Below are 21,948 nucleotides of genomic sequence, written 5' to 3' on the forward strand. Positions count from 1 at the left end.
GTCAGGCGTGCGTCGCGGCCGCGGGTGCGGGCACGTCGCGCATACGGCGCAGCGGGGAGAGGAACACGAACCAGCCCGCCGCCCAGGACCCCGTGAACGCCAGCCAGAGCGTCGGCCGCACACCGATCTGCGTGCCGAGCACGCCGCCGAGGACGCCGCCCAGCGGCAGGGTGCCCCACACGACCCAGCGGACGGCGGCGTTCATCCGGCCCATCAGCTCCGGCGGGGTGACCGACTGCCGGTAGCTGAGCTGCGCGATGTTGTAGACCATCCCCGCGAAGTACTCGATGCCCCAGCCCAGCGGGAACAGCAGCACCCCCCAGCCCGGCCGGGCCGTCGCCGCGACGACCTGCGGCGCGCTGAACACCAGCATCGACACCCAGATGACGCGCGCCGAGCCGATCCTCCTGGCCAGCCGGCCCGCGCACGCCCCTCCGGCGACCCCGCCGACGGCCGCACCCGCCATGACCAGCCCGAGCAGCCCCGGGCGTACGTGCAGCTCCCGGACGAGGAAGATCGTGGCAAGTGCCGACCCCATGCCGCCGAAGAGGTTCGCGGTCGCCGTGCACGCCACGATCCACCGCAACACCTCGTGCCCGAAGACGAAGCGCAGGCCTTCGGCGATCCGGCCGCGCAGCGTCTCGCCCGTCTGCCGCACGGCCGGCGGCTCCTCCCGCGCCCTGATCCCGGAGATCGAGACGACCGAGACCAGGTAGGAGACGGCGTCCGCCGTCATCGCCGCGGCCGCTCCGAACACCGCCACCAGTCCGCCGCCCAGGCCCGGCCCGCCGAGCAGGGCGAACGCCTGGGTTGTTCCCAACTTCCCGTTGGCGTCCATCCGTTGCTCGGCGCGGATCAGGGACGGCACGTAACTCTGGTACGAGACGTCGAAGAACACCGTGCACACGCCGGCCGTGGCCGCGACGACATAGAGCTGAGTCATCGTCAGGTCCCCGAACGCTGCCGCCACCGGAACGGAACCGATGATCAGCAGGCGGAGGACGTTGCAGACGATCATCACCGACCGCTTCGAGCGCCGGTCGACGAGCGCCCCCGCGGGAAGGGCGATCACCGCGAACGCGGCCGTGGCGGCCGCCGTCAGCAGTCCCACCTCGAACGTACTCGCCTGTAGCGCGACGACCGCCACCAGCGGGAGTGCGATCTCGGTGACCGCGGAACCCATCTCACTGACCGTCTGGCCACCCCACAACAGCATGAAGTCCCGCTGCCGCCAGAGACTCGGGCCGACGAACTCCGGCTCTGCACAAGGGAGATCGTCGGTCGCGTCAGTCACCGCGTCAGCCTAGGCGCTGCCGCACGCACACGGTCAAGGGGACGAGAGCCACAGGCTGCCGTGGAGGGGCCGGACAAAGAGATCAGTTCACCTCCGGAGGGCCGGCACCGGCCTTCGTCCCGGCATCCTGACCACTGCCGTCCGGCAGGTCGCGCGGCGGCAACCGGACGCCGGCCGGGCGGCGTTCAGTTGTCCAACCCTCATGTCCGGTCGGTGGTGGCGGCGGCGTCCAGCGCCGCGAGGGTCGCGTCGTCCAAGTCGATCGCGCCGGCGGCGACGTTGGCCGCAAGGTGGTCCGCGTTCGCGGTGCCCGGGATGAGCAGCACGTTCGGAGCGTGGTGCAGAAGCCAGGCCAGGCCGATCTGCGAGGGGGTGTGTCCCAGGGCCTGGGCCGCGGAGACGACGGCGGGTTCGTCGGTCACCTTGGGCCTGCCCGGGATGGCGCTGCCGAGGGGGAAGTAGGGCACCCAGGCGATGCCCTCCCGGACACACAGTCGAAGCACGTCCTCGTCAGCGATGTCCACCAGGCTGTAGGCGTTCTGTACGCACACGGGGCCGATCGGCAGAGCCCGGCGCAGCTCGTCGATGCCGATGTGGCTGAGGCCGACACTGTCGATCTTGCCCTCGTCCCGGAGAGCGGTCATCTCCGCGAGCTGGTCGTCGATGTCGACCACCTGCGGCCCCTCGGCGCGCAGTCCGGGTCCGGTGACGGCGCGACGGAGGTTGACCAGGGGGAGTTGCTCCAGACCGAGGCTCGCGAGGTTGTCCTCGACCGCGGCCCTCAGCTCCTCGGGGCGCTGCGCCAGACGCAACGGGCGGGGCCCTCCGGGGTCGGGGGTGGCGCCGACCTTGGTGGCGACGAGGACGCCGTCACCGGGAAGGACGGCTTCGCGTACGACCTCGTTGGAGAAGCCGTCTCCGTAGAACTGGGCGGTGTCGATGTGGTCGACCCCCAGTTCCACCGCTCGGCGCACGATGCGGACGGCGCTGTCGCGGTCACCCCGCAGGCGCGGGAGTTGCATGGCGCCGTAGCCGACGCGCGAGACGACGCGCCCGGCGAGGCTGCCGGGCCCTCCGGCTCGCATCGCACCGGCAGCGGTGCGGTCGGAGCCGGACACGGAGGTGGAATCAGGCTGGGACTGGTGCTGGGGCTGGTGCGCGGAAGTGGTCACGGAAAGTCCGTTCTCGGGGGGGATATCAACGGTGTGGGCGGCGCCGACCGGCGCTGGGGCGGCCGTGCCGAAACCGGCTCTGCCGTGCGCGAGTCGGCCGGTATCCGGGGGGCCGTGCCCTGGTCGGCGGGTGCGGGCCGGGTCGGCTTCAGGCTTGAACCTGGTACCGGCCGGAGCCGGGCCCGGGGCGTGGCGGTGGGGGTGCGAGGGTCACCGGCGGCTGTGTGACGGCTGCGCGGCCGTGCGCTCGCTGTCCAGCAGCGTCATCAGAGGTGCGGCGTAGCGGGTTCCGGCCACGGCGTCGGCCGGGACCGCTTCCTCGACGGCGCGGAGGTCGTCCTCGGTCAGGGTGACGGCGGCGGCCGCCAGTGCCTCCTCGACGCGGTTCCGCCGACGGGCGCCCACGACGGCCACGACGTTCCCGAGCGCGCGGTTCTCCGAGACGACCCAGGCCGTCGCGAGTTGCGCGACGGTGATGCCGCGGGCGTCGGCGAGCGGACGCAGCCGGTCGACCAGGGCGAGGTTGGCGTCGAGGTTGTCGGGGTGGAAGCGGGGCAGCCAGTGGGCGCGCGGGTCGCCTTCCGCGGGTCGTCGGTAGGTGCCGGTGAGCAGGCCGTGGGCGAGGACCCCGTAGGCGGTCACGCCGATTCCCAGTTCGCGGCAGGTGTCGAGAATGCCGTTCGCCTCGGGGTTCCGGCTGAACAGGGAGTACTCGATCTGCACGTCGCAGATGGGGTGCACGGCATGGGCGCGACGGATGGTCTCCGGTCCCGCCTCGGAGAGTCCGACGTGGCGGACGTGGCCGGCCTGGATCAGCTCGGCGACGGCACCCACGGTGTCCTCGATCGGGGTGGCGGGGTCGACGCGCGCGGGGCGGTAGACGTCGACATGGTCGGTGCCGAGGCGGCGCAGCGAGTAGGCGAGTGCGTTCTTGACGTGGGCGGGCCGGCCCTCGACGCCGACGAAGGTTCCCGCGGGGTCGCGCAGCGCGCCGAACTTCACGCTGAGGAGTGCCTTCTCGCGATCGCCCTCGCGGAGGGCCCGGCGGATGAGGTCCTCGTTGTGGCCCATGCCGTAGAAGTCGGCGGTGTCCAGCAGCGTGACGCCCGCGTCGAGGGCGGAGTGGATCGTGGCGATGGCCTCGGCCTCGTCGGCGGGGGCGGTGCTGTCGGACATGCCGGCGCAGCCGAGCGCGATGGGCGCGACCTGCGGGCCTTCGGTGCCGAGGGAGCGGGTGTGCATGGGCCCTCCGTGGGCGTGGGGGTGCGGGCGGGCGAGGGCGAACCTGCGGCGATCAGTACCGCCTGCTAGTGTTGACATATCTACACTAAGAAGGGCATGTTGAGATGTCAACACCGGACCGTGGGTCCGCCGCACCGGACGGGGCGACGACGCACGCCGCGACCACCGGACACACGGCCCCGCACGGCGCCTCGGAGCCCGTCGAGCTGTGGTTCGCCTTCAAGCGCGCCCACGAGATCGTCCGGGCCCGCGTGCTCGCGGACACCGCCGAGGCGGCGGGCCTGTCCGAACCGGACCTGACGATCCTCATCAACCTCAACAAGGCGGGCGGCGCACTGCGCCAGAGCGAACTCGGCGCCTCGCTGGGCTGGGACCGCACACGCATCTCCCACCAGCTCACGCGCATGGGCAAGCGCGGACTGGTGACCCGCGAACGCGCCAACGGCGTCACCGTCGCCCTCACGGACAGCGGCCGCGCGGCCATCGTCGCGGTACGTCCGAACCTCGACGAGGCGGTACGCCGCCACTTCACGGGCAGGCTCACGGCACAGGAGATCGAAGCGCTGACCTCGGCCCTGCACAAGCTGTAGCCGCCCGAGGGCGCACACCCGCCGGTGCGCACGGGACCGCAGCCGCGCGCTCCCCAACTACCGCAGAAACAAGGCCGGTTCGGGATGCCGGGCCTCTCCTGGCATCCGTGCCGCGCAAGGACGCGGACGCGTCCGACGGCGCTACGGGCACGGGTCGCCGACCCCACCCCCGGCCCCCTCCCCGCGCACGCAGTGCGCGCCCGGTCAACAGGTCCGCGGCGAACGCTCGGCGCCGGACTCCTCAGCGAAGCGGGTCGGGAGCCTCGCGCGGTGCCGGTGGCGCGGGTGGTCGCTCCAGCGTGAACGCGCGGGTGGTCGGGTTGACCCGCGCCCGGAGCAGCGCGCCCTGCGGGGCCCGTCCGAAGCGGTACGCCGGAACGTCGTTCCCGGACTCGAACGGTTCGAATCCCGGGCCGCTGATCCGCGTCAGGAGCCGGACCCGAGGGGTCTCGTCGCTGCCCGGCGGGGCGGAGGCGACCGTCAGGACAAGGGCGGTCGCCTCGACGCCGACGGCGGCGAGCAGGAGAGTGGCACGCCGTTCCGCACGTGCGTCGACGAGGGTGCCGAACCCGGTCCAGGCGACGAGTGCCGCGACCACCGCGAGGCCGGCGGCGCCCCACGCCCACCCGCCGCGGGTCCCGCCGCTGCCGGTGACGGCCAGCACCACGCAGAGGACCGAGACTCCGCCCCCACCCACCACCAGGACCGCACCCAAAACGCAGGCGACCACCGTGATGACCCGCCCCTTGGGATCCAATAGGACGGGCTCGTGGGGGCGGGTCGTGACCATGGCCGCACCCTAGCCACAACGGCTCCGGCGCGCGCCGTGGTTGGCGACACCGGGAAGCCGAGGGGGTCACCACGCGGCCGACGTGCTCACGGACTCCCACTCAGGGCGGGTTGAGTACACGTGCTCATGTCCAGGATGTGCGGCGCCGAGAGCATGGGAGAGCGGCGCGAACGACAGCGCCGGTCCGGTCCCAGCAGCAGTCAGTTACGGAGAACCCTGATGTCCCGACGTATCGCTCTGTCCGTCGCCGCCGGTGTCGTCGTCCTCGCGGGGGCGGGCACCGCCGCCCTGGCCTACGGCGGGGAACAGACCTCCACGCCCACCCTGTCGCACAGCACCGCGCGGTACGTCGCTCCGCAGGGCACCCGCGACGGATCGTTCACCTTCACCGCCGACGTCGAGGCGACCTCGGGTGTCGCGAGTCTGAAGGTCCTTGCCTGGCCCGGGAGTTCGGCTCTCGCCAAGCAGAAGCCGAGCGCCCGGGAGATGGCGTCGGCGGAGCGGGCCGAGTGCGAGCCGGCGGGGCGGGGCACCGCGCACTGCGTCTACACGGTCAGTGTGTCCACCGAGGAGGCCAGGACGACACCGCGCGGTGCCTGGCACGTCTCCGCCCTCGCGACCGCGAAGGACGGTTCCACCGGCCTGGTCACCGAGGCCGCCGCCTTCACGGTCGGGTAGCACGTCCGCCGCGGCCGTCCGGTCGCACGGGCGGCGGCACATCGCCTTCGCCCGGACACGGCCCGCCCCGGACGTCGGCACCCAGCAGCTCAAGGACCAGGTCGGCGACGAGCTGCGGGTGCCCGACGAACGGCGAGTGGCCCGTCCGCCACTCCCGCACGCCGGTGCACCGCGCGGCCAACTCCCGTTGCAAGCCGGGTCGACGGCCCGGTCCTGGGCGCAGACGACGTAGGTCGAGGCGGTGCCCTTCCAACTCTGCCGCTCCGGCACTCCCCGACCGCAGCCGGCACCCTGCTCGCGGAGCAGACCGACCGCCCGGCTCGCCGCCGGATCAGGGCAGTCGCCGTAGAGGACGTCGGCGGCCCGGCCGGCGTGCAGGACCGTCGAACCGCCCGCGACGGGAACGATCGCTGCCCGAAGCTCCCGGGACGCCCCGCCCAGAGCGGCCGCGCTCTCGCCGACGTCCGGTACGAACGCGGCCAGGTACACCAGGTGCCTCGCTCCCCCGACCCCGGTGATCACCGAACCTCCGTAGGAGTGCCCCAACAGGACCGGTGGTTCAGGCTGTTCGTCCACGGCGGCCTGAACCGCCGCCGTGTCAGCGTGCAATGAGCCCCGGTGAAGTTCGGGAACCGCGACGTCGACCCCGCGGACGCGCAGGCGCTCCGCCACCGCGGCGAAATGCTCAGGCTGGTGGTAAAGGCCGTGGACGAGCACTGCGGCGGTCATCTCACGCCTCCCTCGGTTGATGTGACGCATTCCGCCGCACGGTTTCGGCCTCGCGTCGGCTCAGCCCGGGAATCCTAGTGCCCCGCTCAAGGGGCCATGGCCGCGACCGCCGCGCGAACACCCTTTCCGTCGGCAGCCGTTGACGCGTCCGCCGCCCAACTGACGTAGCCGTCCGGGCGGACGAGCAGGACGGCGGCACCCAGGTCGTCGGCGCACGCGGCACGGACGAGGTCGACCCGGGCGGGAAGCCGGAGGTCGGCCGGGACGGCACCGGTCAGGTCGAGCAGCACGGCGTGGCCCGCCCTGAACAGTGCCGACAGCCGGGTCGTACCGGCGTCCGTGCCCCGCCCCGGCTCGGTGACCAGGTCGACGTCCGGCACTCGCCCGCCGACGAGCGGGTGGTCGCCGGGCAGCGGGTAGCGCAGCGAGAGGCCGGACGTCAGCCCCGCGATGTGGCGATTGGTGTCGGGCAGGCGGAGGAGGTCGACGAAGATGTCGCGCAGCGCGGCCACGTCCCCACTCGGATTCGGGTCCGCCAGCGCCCGCTGCGCCGACGTGTGATGCAGAACCTGCGCTCCCACCGGATGCCGCTCGTCGTGGTAGCTGTCGAGGAGGCCGTCCGGGGCCCTGTGCCGGAGAGTCGCGGCCAGCTTCCAGCCGAGGTTGAAGGCGTCCTGGATCCCCAGGTTGAGGCCCTGGCCGCCGAGGGGCGGGTGAATGTGCGCGGCGTCGCCCGCGAACAGCACACGGCCCGTCCGGTAGTGCTCCAACTGGCGTGTGGCGTCGCCGAATCGGGAGGCGTTCTCGACGGCACCGAGGGTGGTCCCCTCGCCGTACACGGCATGCAGAACGGCGGTGATCTCCTGCCGGCCCACGGTGTCGGAGGTGTCGGTGTCGATGTCGTCCGCGGGGTCCGTGCGCCCGAAGGTGAGGTTGTAGCGGTCTTCGCCGAGCGGGGCCAGCATGGCCCAGTAGCCGTTCGCCTGGCGCAACAGCGTGCTCATGTGCCCGATCTGCCGCGGCACCGACGCCGAGACGGACGTCAGGCGGACGCTCGCCAGCACCGCCTGACGGGTTCCGGGGCTGCCGGGGAACGGCAGCCCGAGCAGCTTCCGTACCGTGCTGTGACCGCCGTCGCACGCCACAAGGTAGCGGGCACGCACCCGCAGCCCCTCCGCCGCCACGGCCACACCGTCGTCGTGGGACTCGACTCCCGACACGGCGGCGTCGCGAAGGACCCGCGCACCCGCGGCGGTCGCCCACTCCTCGATCACGCCCTCGATCTCCCCCTGGGCGATCGCGATCGGGAAGGGGTGCCGGGTCTGCCAGGGAGCGCAGTCCAGGGGTACGGGCAGGGCGGCGAAGTGCCCGCCGGCCGGTTCGTGCGGCGTGACCCGCTTCAGCAGCGGCTCCAGCAGCCCGCGCGACTCCAGCAGCTCCGCCGTGCGCGGTTGTATCGCGCCGCCCTTCACCTGTTCGACGCGCCGGTGCAGCTTCTCCAGCACCAGCGTCTCGACCCCGGCCAGGGCCAGTTCGTACGCCAGCATCAGCCCGGTCGGACCGGCACCGACGACGACGACCTCGGTCTCGACCTCGGTCTCCGCCCTCGTCTCCGTGCCCGCTTCGGTTTCGGTGTTGATCCCGTGCTCGGTCTCGGTCACGTCCTCGCTCCACTTCACCTGTCGCCCATTCCCCCGCCGAGGGCAAATGTATACCAGGTGCAGAAATGAACTCGGGTGATCTTTCTGTTAGCGTGCACGGCATGAGTGACGTGGGCGGCGGCGCGGGCGACGTGGACGGCAAGCCGGGGCTCCGGGAGCGGAAGAAGCAGCGGACCCGTGCGGCGATCTCCGACGCGGCCATCACCCTGTTCCTCGAACGCGGCTTCAACCAGGTCTCCGTCGTGCAGGTGGCCGAGGCAGCGGAGGTGTCCAAACGGACGCTCTTCGCCTACTTCCCCACCAAGGAAGACCTCGTGGTGCACCGGCTCGCCGACCACGAGACGGAACTCGCCCGCGTGGTGCGCGGCCGGGCGCCCCGCACCGATCCGCTGACCGCCCTGCGTGAGCACTACCTCGAAGGGCTGCGCGTCCGGGACCCGATCACCGGGCTCAACGATCACCCCCAGGTGCGCAGGGTCCACCGGATGATCGTCGAAGCGCCCTCCCTGGTGGCCCGCATGGAGGGGTTCAAGGCAGGGGCCGAACGCGCGCTCGCCCTGGCCCTGCACGAGACGGCGGACGTTCCGGAATTCGCCGCGCGACTCGCGGCGGCGCAGATCGTGGCGGTCCGGTGGGCCCTGGCGGACGACAACGCCGATCGCCTGGCCCAGGGTGAGACGGCCGACGCCCGGTATACGGGTGCGGTCGCCGACGCGGAACTCGGCTTCGCCCTGCTGGCGGACGGCTTGCGGCACCTGGTCATGCGGCAGTGACCTCGGAGGCGTACGCCTTGGCGCGGACGGCGAGCGGCCGGCGGCGCACAGCGGTCCCCGTCACCCTTCAGGTGTTCCGGGACTTCCGCAGCGCCTCCTCGTCCGCCTGGCCGCCCTCCCCCAGCACACCCGTCTCCTCCAACTGCCGGTCGGCCGTGCCCGACAGGTGGCGTGCGGAGACCCTGCCGACGACGACCGGGAGCACCGGCCGCAGGGGCTGGACCGCCCGCAGCCAGCCGGGGGCGTAGATGGACGCCCTGCGGCGCTCGATCCCCCGCGCGAGGCGGCCGGCGACCTCCGGTGCGGAGTGCACGCGGCGGGCGAACCACGGCTGGTGCTCGCGCAGCGCCGCCAGGACGGGCTGGTTGTCCATGTCGCGGACCATGTCGGTGTCGGTCCAGTGGAGGTAGGCGATGCCCACGCCGACCCGCTCCGGCGCCAGTTCTCCGCGCAACGACTGGGCGAACGCCTCGGCGCCCGCCTTCGAGGCGCAGTAGGCACTCATCATGGGGGCGGAGCCGAAGGACGCGGTGGAGGCCACTTGGAGGAAGTAGCCCCCGGTGGCGCGGAGTTGGGGTACGAAGGTGCGCGCCGTGTTGGCGCTGCCGACGATGTTGACGTCGACCACCCGTCGCCACAGGTCCGGGTCCGAGGTCGCCAGAGGGCCCCCGGCCGCGATGCCCGCGTTGGCCACGACCACGGACGCGGGGCCCAGCTCCCGGAGCGTCGCCGCGGCCGCCTCGGCCAGCGCCGCGTTGTCGGTCACGTCGACCTCGCAGCAGAAGGAGGCCGCGGGCAGCTCCGCGGCGACCTCGTTCAGCGTCTTCGCCTCCCGTCCGAGCAGCGCCACCCTCATCCCCCGCCCGGAGAGTTCCCTGGCCAGCGCCGCGCCCACTCCCCGGGCGGCACCGGTCACGACCGCCGTGCGGTCCCTCAGCGGCGAAGCGTGTGGCGTGGCGACGTGCGACATCCGACCTCCGGCATCGAAGCGGAACCCCGGCCGGGCCTCCCGCGGCATGAACTCCACCGCACCACAGCCACACCGGTCACGCCCGTCGTGTTGGCCCGGAAGGCGCAGTGCCACGGAGTGCGCCGTACCGCGCGTCGGCCCGATCCGGAATCGGCGCGCGGGCCGCTGCGCGCGGTGCCCGCCGCGGGGCACCCGGCCCCGGAGCCCGGCGAGGGCCCGACGCACTCGGGTACGGCCGCCTTGAACCCGGCCAATGTCCGTCGCACAGTTGCCACATGACCTGGAGGGCACCCTCGATGCACCGCACGGTCGACCTCGGCGGCCTGGGCGTCGCGGACGAACGGCGGATGCTGCGCGGCTGGCTGGGCCGGCACCGGGAGACGCTGCTGCTGAAGTGTGCCGGCCTCGACGGCGCCCAGTTGGCCCGTACGACAGTCGAGCCCTCCGGCCTGACGTTGCTGGGGCTGGTCCGCCACATGGCGGAGGTGGAGCGCTGGTGGTTCCGCCGGAGCTTCGCGGGCGAGCCCGTGGGCAACGTCTTCACCGGCCCCTCGGACGGGGACGAGGGACTGCGGGGCGCCGACGCGGCACTCGCGGAGCGGGACTTCCGGCTTTTCCTCGCCGAGGTGGCGGCGTGCGACGCGGCGGCGGCCGGGCACGATCTCGACGAGACGTTCGTCTCCGCGCGAGGTACGCGCCTGAGTCTGCGCTGGGTCTACCTGCTGATGATCCAGGAGTACGCCCGCCACAACGGCCACGCCGACCTCCTCCGCGAGCGCACCGACGGCGCGACGGGCGACTGAGTCCGCGCGGCCGCACCGACGGCCGGCGTCCCAGCCCGGGGCACGGCGTCACGCGCGCAGCCGGCATCACTCCGGGGGCACGGCGTCCCGCGCACGGCCGGCGTCCCGGCACACCTCTACGTCGCCGCCTCGTCCGTCCCGTCGCGGCTGCTGACGGCTTCCGCCGACGTCCGCAGGTGCCGCAGCACGGTGCGCACCGCGCTGCGCGCCGTGCGTTCGGGGCGGTGGAGGGCGTCGATGTGGCGGCGGGCGTGAACGCCGGTCAGCGGGCGGAGAGTTGTCTGCGGATGCGGCCGGGTGGTCCAGCGCGGCATGAGGGCGATCCCGCCGCCCGCCGCGACGATCTCGGCGACCACGGCGAACTCGTTGACGCGGTGCGCCAGATGGAGGCGGCGCCCGGCCGCCGCCGCGATCGCCTCGATGGTGGCCATGAGCGGGAAGCCGTCGTGGACGGTTATCCAGGGCTGGTCGGCCACGTCGCCCGGCGTGAGCCGTGTCCTGGCGGCCAGGGGATGACCCGTGGGCAGCGCGATGTCCATCGGCTCGTGCAGCAGGGGCGTGACGGACACGGTCCCCGGCCACGGTGCCGTGTGGTCGAGCCGATGCCCGACGACGATGTCGTACTCCCGGGTGAGCGGCGGGAATTCACTCTGGGCGACGTCCTCGTCGGCGAGCGCGACCGTCGGAGAGCCGGGGCCCGACGTCGCACGCACCAGGTCGGGCCCGAAGACCGCGGCCGCGCTGTGGAAGGCCGCCACCGACACCACACCGTCGGGGCGGCCCAGGAACTCGCCGACGGTGCCGCGGGCCCGCGCGAGAGCCGTCTCGACCTCGATCGCCGCTCCGGCCAGCGCCTGCCCGGCAGGCGTGAGCACCAGCCGCCGCCCGCTTCTCTCGGTGAGGGGAACGGGCACCGAGCGCTGCAACAGCCGCAGTTGCTGCGAGATCGCCGACGGCGTGACCCTGAGCGCCTCGGCGGCGGCCGTCACGCTGCCCGACTCGCCCAGCTCACGCAGAACCCGCAACTGCCTCTCGTCCACGGCAACACTGTAGCCTGGCTACAAGATCTGTTCAGATGTTGGTACTTGGCTACACATTCCCGAACGGGCAACGTTTGCCGCATGGTTGACACACGCCGAACCGATCTGGTGCTCCTTGCCGTCGCCCTCGTCTGGGGCTCCAGCTATCTCACGGCGAAGGCCGCCACGGACGCCGCCCCGGTGCTGGTGGTGCTGTTCATGCGCTATCTGATCTCCGCGTTGGTGTGCGTCCCCCTCGTTCTCAGCACAGCGCGCCGCGGGGAGGGCCGGAGACGGTGGACGTCCGAGGAGGTACGCATCGGGTCGGTCCTGGGCGTCACCCAGGCCGCCATCCTGGTGCTGGAGATGTACGGCGTGGCACACACCAGCGCCGCCAACGCCGGTCTCCTCATCAGTCTGACCCTTGTCATCACCCCTGTCCTGGACCACCTCGGCGGCCGACGGCGGCGTGCCCCGCTGCCGGCCCGCTTCTTCCTCGCCGCCGGACTCTGTGTCGTCGCGGTCGGCCTCCTGACCTCCGGCAACGGTCTGCACACTCCCGGCGCGGGCGACGCCCTGATACTGGCCGCCGCCGTCGTCCGGGCCGGCCATGTGGTTCTTGTGGGGCGGCTCACCGCGGGCCGGTCGCTGCGCCCCCTTCAACTGACCTCCGTGCAGACCGTCGTGGGAACCGTGCTGTGCCTCGCCCCCGCCGCGGGCGGTCTGTCCACGCTCACCCGCGCCTCCGCCGGTGTGTGGGGGCAACTGGTGTATCTCGCGCTGTTCTGCAGCGTGTTCGCGTTCCTCGCCCAGACCTGGGCGGTTCAGCGCACCTCGCCCAGCAGGGCCAGCCTCCTGCTGGGCACCGAACCCGTGTGGGCCCTCGCGGTCGGCATCGGCATCGGCGGCGAACGGCTGACCGCCTTCGCCGCGGTGGGCGCGCTGCTGATGCTGGCGGGAACGTACTGGGGACAGGCCGTCGAACGGGCGCATCGCACCACCGCCCAGGAGCGGGCCGCCCAGGAAGGGGAGGACACGGCGCCGTCGCCCGCCGCCTCAACCGCTGCCGCTGCCGCCCCCACTGCCGGCTGAGGGCGTCGGCCCACGGCATGCCTTGCCGCGCCCCGGGCTCCGCACTCCGCGCTCCGGTTGCGTCAATCCTGTGCACCCCGTTCGTCCTGTGCACCCCGTGCGCCCCGTCCGCCCATGTGCTTGTCCAGGAAGGCGACTTCCGCCTCGACCGCCTGCTCGTGGGCCTCCAGGAACGGGGCGTAGTGCCGGCCCGGCAGATGGACCACCTCCGCGTTCGGTGCCTTCCGCGCCGCCTTGACAGCGGGTTCCACGAGGACGCTGTCGTCCTCGTCGCAGACGACCACCAGCAGCGGGCAACGTGTCCGGGGTGCGTCGCGGCCGGGCCGGTAACCGCCGATCCGGAGGGCGATGCGCGCTGCGACTGTCTGCTCCCAGTTCGCGTGCCGGCGGCCGGGGTCGAGGGCCCGGTCGCCGTCCATGGCGTCGAGGGTCGTGAGCGAGGCGACGGCACCGCGTTCGCCCGCGGTCGGGACCAGCAGCGGTGGCCGTCCGAGGAGACCGCCCAGCGTGTCCGCCACCCCCCGGCCGAGGAGCCGCAGCAGCGCGGAGGGGGTCATGGCGCGCAGCGCGTGGGGGGCGACCGCCAGGCCGTCGACGAGGGGGGTCTGCGCGATCGCGCAGGCCGGCCGGGGGCTGCCGGCCGCGACGCGGAAGAGGTGACCGCCCGCGAGGGAGAAGCCCCAGACCGCGACGCGCTCGGGATCGACGCCGGGAAGACCGGCCGCGCACTCGATCGCGGCCTGCCAGTCCGCGACCTGCTCGTCGAAGCGCACGACCTGGCGCGGCGAGCCGCCGCTCTCCCCGAACCGCCGGTGGTCGAAGGCCAGGACGGCGTAGCCGGCGTCGTTGAACCGGGGCGCGAACAGGTCCGAGGCGGGCTCCTTCGTCACCGAGGTCCCCCCGGCCATGATCACGCAGCCGCCGTTGGACCCCGGGTAGTACCAGGCGGCACAGGTGGTGTCGCCGCTGGTGAAGTGCACTTTCTCTCGTTGCTTGGACGCGGGCATGTGATCCTCCGTGATCCGCGACGGTCGGACCGCCGATGTCTGTCGACGACCTCCAGACTGGGGCGCCCGCAGCCCGCGAGGGTTTCTCCCGACGCCGAAGTGAGCGAAAATCGCGTGTATGGCTGGCACATCGGCGGATTCCGTACTGAGCCGCGTGGATCAGCGGCTGGTGGCCGCGCTGCAGTGGGACGGCCGCGTCACCGCGGAGCGCGCGGCCCAGGTCCTGGACCTGAGCCCCGCCACCGTGCGCCGTCGACTGCGCGCGCTCAGTGCCGACGGCGTCGTGCGCGTGGTGGTGTCACCGGTCGCACGACCGCGCAACGGGGGCTCGGCGGGAGCGCTGTTCCTGCGGATCCGGGTCCTGCGGGGGAAGCTCGACACCATCGTCGCCGCGCTCGCGGCACGGGAGGACATCCCGTTCATCGACGTCACCACGTCGGGCGACGAGATCTTCGCCGTCGCCCGCACCGAGCCCGGCTCGCGCGACCCGCTGGTGTTCCGGCGACTGCCGTCGACGCAGGCCGTGACGTCGGTGGAGAGCGCCACCATCCTGCACGTCTTCCGGCTCACGTCGGAGTGGCGCCACCAGGTGCTGACTCCGCCCGAACGCGCGGCCCTCGGCACGCCCGGAGCGGCCCCCGGCGCGGTGGCGGCAGCGGGACCGCACGGCGTCGAGTCCCCCGGCCCGTACGGCTACGGTGTCGACGCGGACGCCCTGGAACAGGCGCTCCTCGACGCCCTCACCCCCGACGCACGGCTGAGCGCCGCGGTCCTCGCCGCGCGCACCGGGCACCCGGAGAGCACGGTGCGGCGGCGCATCGCCCGGTTGGGCGCCCAAGGGCGTCTGGTCACGCAGGTCCTGGTCGACCCGCACCGCCTCGGGCTGCCGATCGAGGCCAAGCTGCTGCTGAACGTCGCCCCCGACCACCTCGCCGCGGCGGGACACGCCCTGGCCGAACACCCCTCCGTGCACGGCGCGTTCGCCACGTCCGGTCCCTCGAACCTGCACGCCGCCGCGTACTTCACCGACCTGGCGGCGCTCTACGGCTTCCTGTCGAACGACCTGGCCGGCCTGGGGATCACCCACGTCGAGACGGCCATCGTGAGCCGCGCCGTGAAGCGGACGCCCGTTCCGATGCCCGCGGCGGTGGGGGCGGTGGCGTCCGAGAGGTGAGCTGCGGGTGCCGAGCCGCCGCCGGCCGGGACGTCACCTCGTGCCGCCGCACCGACGGCAGCGACAACACCACGGTCACGGCGAGGAGTTGCCACACCACGCCCAACGCCAGGAGCCGTTCGGCCCCGACCGCCCCGGCAGCCGGACCGGCCAGCGCCAGTCCGAGCGGACCCAGTGCGAAGGCACCCATGCTGTCGAACGCGCTGATGCGGCCCTGCACTTCCGGGGGTATCTCACGCTGGATGACCGAGGTCACCAGACTTCCGCACACCGCCGCGCCGACTCCGGCGGGGAAGGCGGCCGTTGCCACCAGTTCCAGTGGCCATCGCGCCGCGAGAGCGGCCACCGGAAGCGCCCAGCACGCGGACGCCGCCATGGACCAGGCCAGCGCGCGGCGAGGGCTTCTGCCGAGCAGCGCCAGCCCGCCGAGAACCGACCCGCAGCCGTACACGGCCAGCACCAGGCCCCAGCCCCCGGCTCCGCCGAGTCGGCGCTGGGCGAGGGACGGCCCCAGCACCAGGAACGGCGCCCACAGCGCGAAGTTGAACAGCCCGATGTGGAGCGTCGTGACCCACAGCCACGTGCGTGAGGTGAACTCCGCCCAGCCGCGCCCCAGTTCGGTGAACAGCCCTTGTCGTACCACGCTCACCGCAGGCAGACGCAGCCCCGCCAGGGCAAGGACGCTGACCCCGTAACCGGCCGCGTCGACCGCGATCACGGCACCGGCGTCCGAGATGGCGACGATCACGCCCGCCAGCCCCGGGCCCGCCACCGACGCGACCGCCTGGGCAGTCTGGAGCAGCGAGTTGGCGTCCGGCAGTTCCTCGGCCGGGACCAGTCCGGGCACGAGGGCCGTCAGGCCGGGGCCGAACCCTCCCTCGCCGACGCCGAGCAGCACCGCCAGCGTGACGATCTCCCAGACCCGGGCATGGTGCGTGATCAGGAGGGTGGCCAGAACGCCCTGGGTGACGAACCGGAGCAGATCCGCCGCCACCATCACCGAGCGCGCCCCGAGCCGGTCGGTGAGGACACCGCCGAGCAGCAGTACGGCGAGGACGGCCAGTATGCGGGCCGACATCACCACGCCGACGAGATCGACCCCGCCGCCCGGGAGTCGGAGTGCGGCGAAAGTCGCGCCGATCGTACTCATGCCGGAGCCGAGCAGGGACGTGGTCTGGCCGACGAGGAAGCGGCGGAACCGCGGATGCCGCAGCACCCGCAGGCGGCGCGTCGTCCTCGGCGGAACCGTCGCGTCGGCAGGATCAGGAGAATTCGTCGGGAGCGTCACAGCTCCGCAATGTGCCGCCCTCGCCGGGCCTTCCACAAGTTTTCGCGAGAGAAATCCCGACCCCTTTACGAGTAATTTTACTTGCTCAACAATTGACGCAGTAAACGGCTGCGATTTACTGCGCCTGCGCGCGATGTCCCTGTTGGTAGGCTCGCATGAGAGAGAGGGGAAACCTCTTCGAATAACTCGTTTACTGCGGTTGAGGTTTCTTCGACGAGACAGTTGCGGCAGATCATCGACAGTGAAGGCGGCGGGGGCGATGAAGGGGCGACGTGTCGAGGAGACGGCAGGTCGGGTGTCGCCTTCCCGGCCGGCGCCGGCGGAGTACGGTGCGGCCGTCGAGCGGTACCTCGTCGAGGCGGGGCTGAGCGGTTCGTCCAGCCGCGTCTACCGGATCTCCTTGCACGGCTGGGCCTGGCCGCTGGTCGACCGCCGCACACCCACCGGCCGCGAACGCAGGGGCGCGCTCCCGCCCGTCGTCCCCCTGGCCCAGCTGGACGCTCCGGCCGCCGTACGCCAATTGCGGCGCGGGCTCACCGACCGCGCGGAGAGCGCCGAACCGCGCACACTCAAACGCGAGTTGGCGTGCCTGCGGACCGCGATCTCCTGGTGGCGGGCGCGGGGCTGGATCTCCGCCGACCCGGCGGAGCGACTGACGCTGCCGCCACCCGCACCACGGATCCAACTCACCCCCGCGACCACCGCGGTTGCCGCGCCCAGCGACCCGGAACGCGCACGTGCCGCTCTCGGACTGCCCGCGCCGCTCAGGGAGTTGGCACTGTGGCACCTGCTCCACGAGTCGGGCGCACCGGTCGAGCGGATCCTCGCCCTCGACATCGGCGATCTCGACCTGCCGACCCGACGCACGAGAACCGGCACGGCGGCTCCCCTGAGTTGGGGGTCGGGGACCGCGCGCCTGCTGCCCCTGCTGCTGGCAGGCCGCACCGCCGGGCCGGTGTTCGTCACCGGCAGGCGCGCCCCGCAGGCCACTCCGGCCGCCGACCTGTGCCCGCTGACCGGCCGGGGGCGTCTCTCCTACCGCCGGGCCGCCGAGCTGTTCACCGCCGCCACCGCGCCGCTCGACCCGACCGGCCGCGGCTGGACGCTCCTTGCCCTGCGGTCCCGGGGCCGGGACCGCAGGCACGAGCCCGGCCCGGCGCGCAGGTGAATCGGCGGAAGGCACGAGACGCACCGGCTCCCCGCGCTACCGTTCCCCGATGATGGGATGGGACCGTCTGGCCGGATTCGTCACCGCCGTCGCCGTGTTGATCGCGGTGCCGGGCCCCAGCGTGCTCTTCGTCGTCAGCCGCGGTGTCGCGCTGGGACGGCGAGCGGCGCTCTGCACCGCGGTCGGCAACGAGGCCGGCCTGCTCGTACAGGTGCTCCTGGTCGCCTTCGGGCTGGGCAGGGTGCTGGAGCGCTCGCTGCTGATCTTCTCGATCCTGAAGTTCCTGGGCGCCCTTTACCTGACTTACCTGGGAGTTCAGGCGTGGCGCGGCCGGAAGTCGCTCCCGGGGCGCGTGGACGACACCTCGGAGTCCCGGCGGCTCGGCAGGGTGCTGCGTGAGGGATTCGTCGTCGGGGTGAGCAACCCGAAGGGGCTGTTGATCTTCGGCGCGGTCCTGCCGCAGTTCGTGGATCCCCACGCTGCCGACGTACAGGTGCAGTTGCTACTCCTGGGCCTCGTCTGCGTGACGTTCGCACTGATCTCGGACGCGACGTGGGGGCTGCTCGCCGGTTCCGCGCGCGGCTGGCTTGCCGGATCGCCCCGCCGCCTGTCCTGGATCGGCGGGACGTCGGGGGCGGTGATGGTCGGCCTGGGAGTACGTCTGGCGTTCAGCGGCAGGGACTGAGGCCGCCTCGCGCAACCTCAGTCCCTGGATGCCGGGTTGGCGGCACTGGCACGCACCGCCGTCCGGCCCGCCGCTCAGCCCTTGATCTTCAAGACGATCGGGTTGGTCAGCGCCGCCATCGCGCCCCACTGCAGGTCCGCACCCATGGTGTTGCCCTTGCCGGGGGTGCCGTCCGCCTTCGGGTGGCGGACCTCGGCACGGACGTATGCGGCGAGCGAGGCGGTCGTGCGCCAGACGACGGTGCCGCTGCCGGTCGCGTCGAGGGACTCCTGGTGCATCTGACCCTCGTCGGTGATGAACCGCACCGTTCCGCCCGGCACACCCGACACGACGAGGCGCACGTCGACGGGGGCGTCCTCGGACACGGTCAGCGTCTCGGCGATGCCGGCCTGCCGACCGGCGCCGGTCGCGGTGAACTCCACCGAAATGGACGAGGATTCGGCAACGTAGGTACGGCCGTCACGGATGCCGTCGAGGACGGCCTTCCTGGTGAGGTCCTCCGCGTAGACGACCGTCTGCGGCAGGCCGATGACCTGGGGCACGCTGTGGGCGTCGCTGTTCGCCATGGCGGGCAGCCAGCGCTCGCCCCTGCGCATGGCGGCGCCGAGCATTCCGTCCCAGGTGTCGACGGCCGACTCGTCGTCGTACGTCCAGGGGCCGTTCCACACCTCGACGGCGTCGGCGTCCTCGTAGCCGAACTTCCACTGCGAGGCCACGTACGGGCAGTACGGGTGCGCCGGCACCACCAGGCCGCCCTCTCGCCGCACTTGGCGCGCGAAGCGCGGGAACGCGTCGTCCCGCGCCCGGTAGCGCCAGTCGATCCACGAGCCCGCGTCCAGGCCGAGCGCCAGCCAGTGACCGTTGCGTGTGGTGATCTCCTCGCCGTTGACGATCAGCAGGTCCGATCCCGCGTACTCGCCCCAGACGGCGTGCGCGGAGGAGGTGTTGTGATCCGTGGAGACGATGAAGTCGAGGCCCGCGTCACGTGCTCCGGCCGCGACCTCGGACGGCAGACGCTTGCCGTCGGAGTGGACGGTGTGCAGATGGCAGTCGCCGCGGTACCACGCCCTGCCCCGGCCCTTGGCGCGCTCGCTCGCGTAGTTCGGCTTGAACGGAGGGCCCGCCTTGCCGTACCGCAGCGTGACGGTCACCGAGTAGTCCATGCCCTGCGGGGCCACCTGGTACGGGCCGAGCACGACGTGCCACGTGCCGTGGTTGACCGGGCCGGGCAGGTAACCGGGCGTCGTGTCGTCGCTGTTGATGACGAAGGACGTGCGCGCACCGCCCGACCAGCCGCGGAATCCCTTGCCGCCGAGGGCCGTTCCCCGCTCGTCGAAGACACCTATGTCGCACGAGTTGCCGGGGGTGCCGCTCGGGACGGTCGGCTTGTCGTAGGTGTAGGAGACGGCGATCTGGTTGACACCCCGGGGGACCTGTACCGGAACGTGGACGAAGTCGGCCGCCCCGGTCGCCAGATGGCCGGTGACCACACGTGTCACCTCGGAGCCGTCGGCGGGCGTCCCCGTCGCGCCGGAGCCGGTGTCGGCCACCGCGAACCCGACGGGCGCCAGGGTCAGCACCCCCGCCGCGCCGATCACTCCGCCCGCCTTCAGCAGGGTGCGGCGGTCCGCACCCGCCGTCGCCTCCTCGGCCGGGTGGGAAATGCGCTCACGGTCTTCGGACTGCTGCAAGGCGGTCTCCTCCTGAGTGTGGCGCGGCCCGCGTGGCCGCTGCTCCGGTCGCGACCGGGATGCACCGGCACCGGGCCTCGGCGCATCTCGACGACTCCGGAACCTTCGGTTGCCGAAGTGAACTGCACACTCGCTGCGTGAAACCTCCGGTTCACGTCTGGCTGAAGCCCAGGCGACCCCGGACGCCCGTCGCACCGCGTCGCGTGGCCCAACGGGTCCGACGTTGCTTCTCGTTGCCGACGCGCGCACCCCAACTGCCGCTACTCCGCGCCGTTCTCCTATGGAAACGGGGGTGGCCGCGACACGACCGGCGGAGAGCCCCCTCCGCGGGGACCGACGGGTGCGGGCCGTACGGGTGCGCGCCCCCGCCAGGCCGACGTGCGCCGGACCCTGCCCGGCTTCGGGGCGTCCGGCTCCTCCCGCCCGGTCGCTCCCCCGCCCCCCGACCCCGCCCTGCGCACGGCGCGGGCGTACCAGGTGGCCGCTGGTAAAATGGAGGTTCGCGTCGACGCCGCCGGGGCCCGTACCAACGTGTACGGGCCCCGGCGCGTTCCGGACGTCAGACCGAGGAAGGTTCCCATGATGGCGAAGTCGCCTGCCGCTGGACAGTCCCCCACCAGCGAGCACACATCGGCGACCGCGCCGCAGCCCACTCCCGCCGAGCTGCCGCCGGTCGCGTCGTTCGACGCGCTCCAACTGCCGCCGCAGATCATGGCGACCCTGCGTGACGCGGGGGTCACGGAACCCTTCCCGATCCAGGCGGCCGCCCTGCCCAACGCCCTCGCGGGCCGGGACATCCTCGGCCGCGCCCGCACCGGGTCCGGCAAGACCCTCGCGTTCGGCCTCGCCCTGCTCGTCCGGACGGCCGGCCGACGGGCCGAGCCGAAGCGTCCGCTCGCGCTGGTCCTGGTACCGACCCGTGAGCTCGCGCAGCAGGTGACGGACGCGTTGGCACCGCACGCACGCGCCCTGAACGTACGGCTGGCCACGGTGGTCGGCGGCCTGTCCATCAACCGGCAGACCGCGGAGATGCGCACCGGCGTCGAGGTCGTCGTCGCGACCCCAGGCCGCCTCACGGACCTGGTCTCGCGCCGCGACTGCCACCTGAACCACGTGCGGATCACCGTGCTGGACGAGGCGGACCAGATGTGCGACCTGGGGTTCCTGCCGCAGGTCTCCGAACTGCTGGACCAGGTCCGTCCCGACGGCCAGCGCATGCTGTTCTCGGCCACGCTCGACCGCGACGTCGACCGGCTGGTGCGGGACCGCCTTCGGGACCCGGTGACCGTGTCGGTCGACCCGGGTGCGGGGACGGCCTCGACCATGGAGCACCACGTGCTCAACATCCACGCCGCCGACAAGTACGCGACGGCGACCGAGATCGCCGCGCGGGACGGCCGTGTGCTGATGTTCCTCGACACCAAGGCCGCCGTGGACCAGTTCACCCGGCACCTCCGCGCGAGCGGCGTGCAGGCCGCGGCGCTGCACAGCGGCAAGTCGCAGCCGCAGCGCACGCACACCCTCGGGCGCTTCAAGAGCGGCGACGTCACCGTGCTGGTGGCGACCAATGTCGCGGCGCGCGGCATCCACATCGACGCCCTCGACCTCGTCGTGAACGTCGACCCGCCGGCCGACGCCAAGGACTATCTGCACCGGGGCGGCCGGACCGCGCGCGCCGGGGAGTCCGGGAAGGTGGTCACCCTGGTCACCCAGGCGCAGCGGCGCGACGTGAACGCGATGATGTCCGCCGCCGGTGTCCGGCCGATCGTCACGCAGGTGCGTTCCGGGGAGCAGGCGCTGACCGCCATCACCGGCGCCAAGCGTCCGCCGACCGGTCCGAAGCCCGACGGCGGCAACGCCCCGTTCCGCGGCATGGGCACCCGCCCGGGACCCGCCAAGGGTTCCCGCAAGTCCGCCGAGGCCCGCAAGATCGCGGAGGCCCGCGCGGCGGCCCGGGTCCGCAAGGGCCGCTGACTCGCGGGCCGTTGGCCCGAGAACCGCTGACTACGACGGGCCGCCCGCAGTCGGCCGCTGGCCCTTGGCGGTCAACACCCGCTGCCCGCCCCGTCGTTCCGTGCCCCTGGCCCCCGCTCCTGCCCGCCGAAGTGTCGAACGCCCGGTC

19 protein-coding genes and 1 pseudogene are annotated in these 21,948 nt (G+C 72.8%); 9 read left to right on the forward strand and 11 right to left on the reverse strand.

Annotation, left to right across the window (positions count from 1 at the left end; genetic code table 11):
- Nucleotide 1: 1 nt before the first annotated feature.
- From ACFZA0_RS07160 to ACFZA0_RS07170, 3 genes are all read right to left on the reverse strand, one after another.
- The gene (locus ACFZA0_RS07160; protein ID WP_391012688.1) at nt 2-1,294 is read right to left on the reverse strand and encodes an MFS transporter; all 1,293 of its coding nucleotides are present in this window, start codon (nt 1,292-1,294) and stop codon (nt 2-4) included.
- Between the two features lie 200 nt (nt 1,295-1,494).
- The gene (locus tag ACFZA0_RS07165) at nt 1,495-2,379 is read right to left on the reverse strand and encodes an aldo/keto reductase (protein ID WP_391013527.1); all 885 of its coding nucleotides are present in this window, start codon (nt 2,377-2,379) and stop codon (nt 1,495-1,497) included.
- A 297-nt stretch (nt 2,380-2,676) separates the two neighbouring features.
- Complete coding sequence (locus tag ACFZA0_RS07170) at nt 2,677-3,708, reverse strand: aldo/keto reductase (protein ID WP_391012691.1); 1,032 nt, start codon at nt 3,706-3,708, stop codon at nt 2,677-2,679.
- A gap of 104 nt (nt 3,709-3,812) precedes the next feature.
- Here ACFZA0_RS07170 and ACFZA0_RS07175 point away from each other — a divergent pair, with 104 nt between their 5' ends.
- Nucleotides 3,813-4,298, forward strand: coding sequence for a MarR family transcriptional regulator (locus tag ACFZA0_RS07175; protein WP_391012694.1), 486 nt, complete (start codon nt 3,813-3,815; stop codon nt 4,296-4,298).
- A 241-nt stretch (nt 4,299-4,539) separates the two neighbouring features.
- Here ACFZA0_RS07175 and ACFZA0_RS07180 read toward each other — a convergent pair whose 3' ends face one another.
- Nucleotides 4,540-5,055 (reverse strand): hypothetical protein, encoded by a 516-nt coding sequence (locus ACFZA0_RS07180; protein WP_391012697.1) that lies wholly within the window; start codon nt 5,053-5,055, stop codon nt 4,540-4,542.
- Between the two features lie 252 nt (nt 5,056-5,307).
- Between ACFZA0_RS07180 and ACFZA0_RS07185 the strand changes: the two genes are divergently transcribed.
- The gene (locus ACFZA0_RS07185) at nt 5,308-5,766 is read left to right on the forward strand and encodes a DUF5707 domain-containing protein (protein ID WP_391012700.1); all 459 of its coding nucleotides are present in this window, start codon (nt 5,308-5,310) and stop codon (nt 5,764-5,766) included.
- On the opposite strand, the pseudogene ACFZA0_RS07190 reads toward ACFZA0_RS07185, so the two are convergent.
- Nucleotides 5,753-6,495, reverse strand: a pseudogene (locus ACFZA0_RS07190) (alpha/beta fold hydrolase). The gene ACFZA0_RS07185 and the pseudogene ACFZA0_RS07190 sit on opposite strands and share 14 nt — an antisense overlap.
- A gap of 86 nt (nt 6,496-6,581) precedes the next feature.
- Nucleotides 6,582-8,135 (reverse strand): FAD-dependent monooxygenase, encoded by a 1,554-nt coding sequence (locus ACFZA0_RS07195; protein ID WP_391013529.1) that lies wholly within the window; start codon nt 8,133-8,135, stop codon nt 6,582-6,584.
- 122 nt (nt 8,136-8,257) lie between these two features.
- Here ACFZA0_RS07195 and ACFZA0_RS07200 point away from each other — a divergent pair, with 122 nt between their 5' ends.
- On the forward strand, nt 8,258-8,929 hold the full coding sequence (locus tag ACFZA0_RS07200; protein WP_391012703.1) for a TetR family transcriptional regulator: 672 nt from the start codon (nt 8,258-8,260) through the stop codon (nt 8,927-8,929).
- A gap of 67 nt (nt 8,930-8,996) precedes the next feature.
- Here ACFZA0_RS07200 and ACFZA0_RS07205 read toward each other — a convergent pair whose 3' ends face one another.
- Complete coding sequence (locus ACFZA0_RS07205) at nt 8,997-9,899, reverse strand: short-chain dehydrogenase/reductase (RefSeq protein WP_391012707.1); 903 nt, start codon at nt 9,897-9,899, stop codon at nt 8,997-8,999.
- 275 nt (nt 9,900-10,174) lie between these two features.
- On the opposite strand from ACFZA0_RS07205, the gene ACFZA0_RS07210 reads away from it, so the two are divergent.
- Nucleotides 10,175-10,702 carry a DUF664 domain-containing protein gene (locus ACFZA0_RS07210; protein WP_391012710.1) on the forward strand — a complete coding sequence of 176 codons (528 nt, stop codon included), beginning with the start codon at nt 10,175-10,177 and terminating at the stop codon, nt 10,700-10,702.
- Between the two features lie 116 nt (nt 10,703-10,818).
- On the opposite strand, the gene ACFZA0_RS07215 is transcribed toward ACFZA0_RS07210, so the two are convergent.
- On the reverse strand, nt 10,819-11,742 hold the full coding sequence (locus ACFZA0_RS07215) for a LysR substrate-binding domain-containing protein (RefSeq protein WP_391012713.1): 924 nt from the start codon (nt 11,740-11,742) through the stop codon (nt 10,819-10,821).
- Nucleotides 11,743-11,823: 81 nt separating this feature from the next.
- On the opposite strand from ACFZA0_RS07215, the gene ACFZA0_RS07220 reads away from it, so the two are divergent.
- Complete coding sequence (locus ACFZA0_RS07220) at nt 11,824-12,813, forward strand: EamA family transporter (protein WP_391012716.1); 990 nt, start codon at nt 11,824-11,826, stop codon at nt 12,811-12,813.
- A gap of 62 nt (nt 12,814-12,875) precedes the next feature.
- Here ACFZA0_RS07220 and ACFZA0_RS07225 read toward each other — a convergent pair whose 3' ends face one another.
- Nucleotides 12,876-13,820, reverse strand: coding sequence for an alpha/beta fold hydrolase (locus tag ACFZA0_RS07225; RefSeq protein WP_391012719.1), 945 nt, complete (start codon nt 13,818-13,820; stop codon nt 12,876-12,878).
- A gap of 118 nt (nt 13,821-13,938) precedes the next feature.
- On the opposite strand from ACFZA0_RS07225, the gene ACFZA0_RS07230 reads away from it, so the two are divergent.
- Nucleotides 13,939-14,994, forward strand: coding sequence for a winged helix-turn-helix transcriptional regulator (locus ACFZA0_RS07230; protein WP_391012722.1), 1,056 nt, complete (start codon nt 13,939-13,941; stop codon nt 14,992-14,994).
- On the opposite strand, the gene ACFZA0_RS07235 is transcribed toward ACFZA0_RS07230, so the two are convergent.
- A complete protein-coding gene (locus tag ACFZA0_RS07235; RefSeq protein ID WP_391012725.1) occupies nt 14,900-16,282 on the reverse strand; it encodes an MFS transporter in 1,383 nt (460 codons plus the stop codon). The two genes, ACFZA0_RS07230 and ACFZA0_RS07235, sit on opposite strands and share 95 nt — an antisense overlap.
- 295 nt (nt 16,283-16,577) lie before the next feature.
- On the opposite strand from ACFZA0_RS07235, the gene ACFZA0_RS07240 reads away from it, so the two are divergent.
- Both ACFZA0_RS07240 and ACFZA0_RS07245 read left to right on the forward strand, forming a co-directional pair.
- Nucleotides 16,578-17,450, forward strand: coding sequence for a hypothetical protein (locus tag ACFZA0_RS07240; protein ID WP_391012728.1), 873 nt, complete (start codon nt 16,578-16,580; stop codon nt 17,448-17,450).
- Between the two features lie 49 nt (nt 17,451-17,499).
- Nucleotides 17,500-18,135: a LysE family transporter gene (locus ACFZA0_RS07245; RefSeq protein ID WP_391012730.1), complete on the forward strand. Its 636-nt coding sequence runs from the start codon at nt 17,500-17,502 to the stop codon at nt 18,133-18,135.
- Nucleotides 18,136-18,209: 74 nt separating this feature from the next.
- On the opposite strand, the gene ACFZA0_RS07250 is transcribed toward ACFZA0_RS07245, so the two are convergent.
- Nucleotides 18,210-19,733: a CehA/McbA family metallohydrolase gene (locus ACFZA0_RS07250; RefSeq protein ID WP_391013531.1), complete on the reverse strand. Its 1,524-nt coding sequence runs from the start codon at nt 19,731-19,733 to the stop codon at nt 18,210-18,212.
- Nucleotides 19,734-20,405: 672 nt separating this feature from the next.
- On the opposite strand from ACFZA0_RS07250, the gene ACFZA0_RS07255 reads away from it, so the two are divergent.
- Nucleotides 20,406-21,800 (forward strand): DEAD/DEAH box helicase, encoded by a 1,395-nt coding sequence (locus ACFZA0_RS07255; protein WP_391012733.1) that lies wholly within the window; start codon nt 20,406-20,408, stop codon nt 21,798-21,800.
- Nucleotides 21,801-21,948 lie beyond the last annotated feature (148 nt).

This window comes from Streptomyces sp. NPDC008150 (genome assembly GCF_042956945.1).
Taxonomy (GTDB): Bacteria; Actinomycetota; Actinomycetes; order Streptomycetales; family Streptomycetaceae; genus Streptomyces.

Excerpts from the sequence above, each read along its gene's own strand:
- ACFZA0_RS07245 (WP_391012730.1), top strand. The coding sequence starts at position 17,500 with ATGATGGGATGGGACCGTCTGGCCGGATTCGTCACCGCCGTCGCCGTG.
- ACFZA0_RS07200 (WP_391012703.1), top strand. The coding sequence starts at position 8,258 with ATGAGTGACGTGGGCGGCGGCGCGGGCGACGTGGACGGCAAGCCGGGG.
- ACFZA0_RS07170 (WP_391012691.1), bottom strand. The coding sequence starts at position 3,708 with ATGCACACCCGCTCCCTCGGCACCGAAGGCCCGCAGGTCGCGCCCATC.
- ACFZA0_RS07210 (WP_391012710.1), top strand. The coding sequence starts at position 10,175 with ATGACCTGGAGGGCACCCTCGATGCACCGCACGGTCGACCTCGGCGGC.
- ACFZA0_RS07175 (WP_391012694.1), top strand. The coding sequence starts at position 3,813 with ATGTCAACACCGGACCGTGGGTCCGCCGCACCGGACGGGGCGACGACG.
- ACFZA0_RS07205 (WP_391012707.1), bottom strand. The coding sequence starts at position 9,899 with ATGTCGCACGTCGCCACGCCACACGCTTCGCCGCTGAGGGACCGCACG.
- ACFZA0_RS07225 (WP_391012719.1), bottom strand. The coding sequence starts at position 13,820 with ATGCCCGCGTCCAAGCAACGAGAGAAAGTGCACTTCACCAGCGGCGAC.
- ACFZA0_RS07255 (WP_391012733.1), top strand. The coding sequence starts at position 20,406 with ATGATGGCGAAGTCGCCTGCCGCTGGACAGTCCCCCACCAGCGAGCAC.
- ACFZA0_RS07230 (WP_391012722.1), top strand. The coding sequence starts at position 13,939 with ATGGCTGGCACATCGGCGGATTCCGTACTGAGCCGCGTGGATCAGCGG.
- ACFZA0_RS07220 (WP_391012716.1), top strand. The coding sequence starts at position 11,824 with ATGGTTGACACACGCCGAACCGATCTGGTGCTCCTTGCCGTCGCCCTC.
- ACFZA0_RS07185 (WP_391012700.1), top strand. The coding sequence starts at position 5,308 with ATGTCCCGACGTATCGCTCTGTCCGTCGCCGCCGGTGTCGTCGTCCTC.
- ACFZA0_RS07165 (WP_391013527.1), bottom strand. The coding sequence starts at position 2,379 with ATGCGAGCCGGAGGGCCCGGCAGCCTCGCCGGGCGCGTCGTCTCGCGC.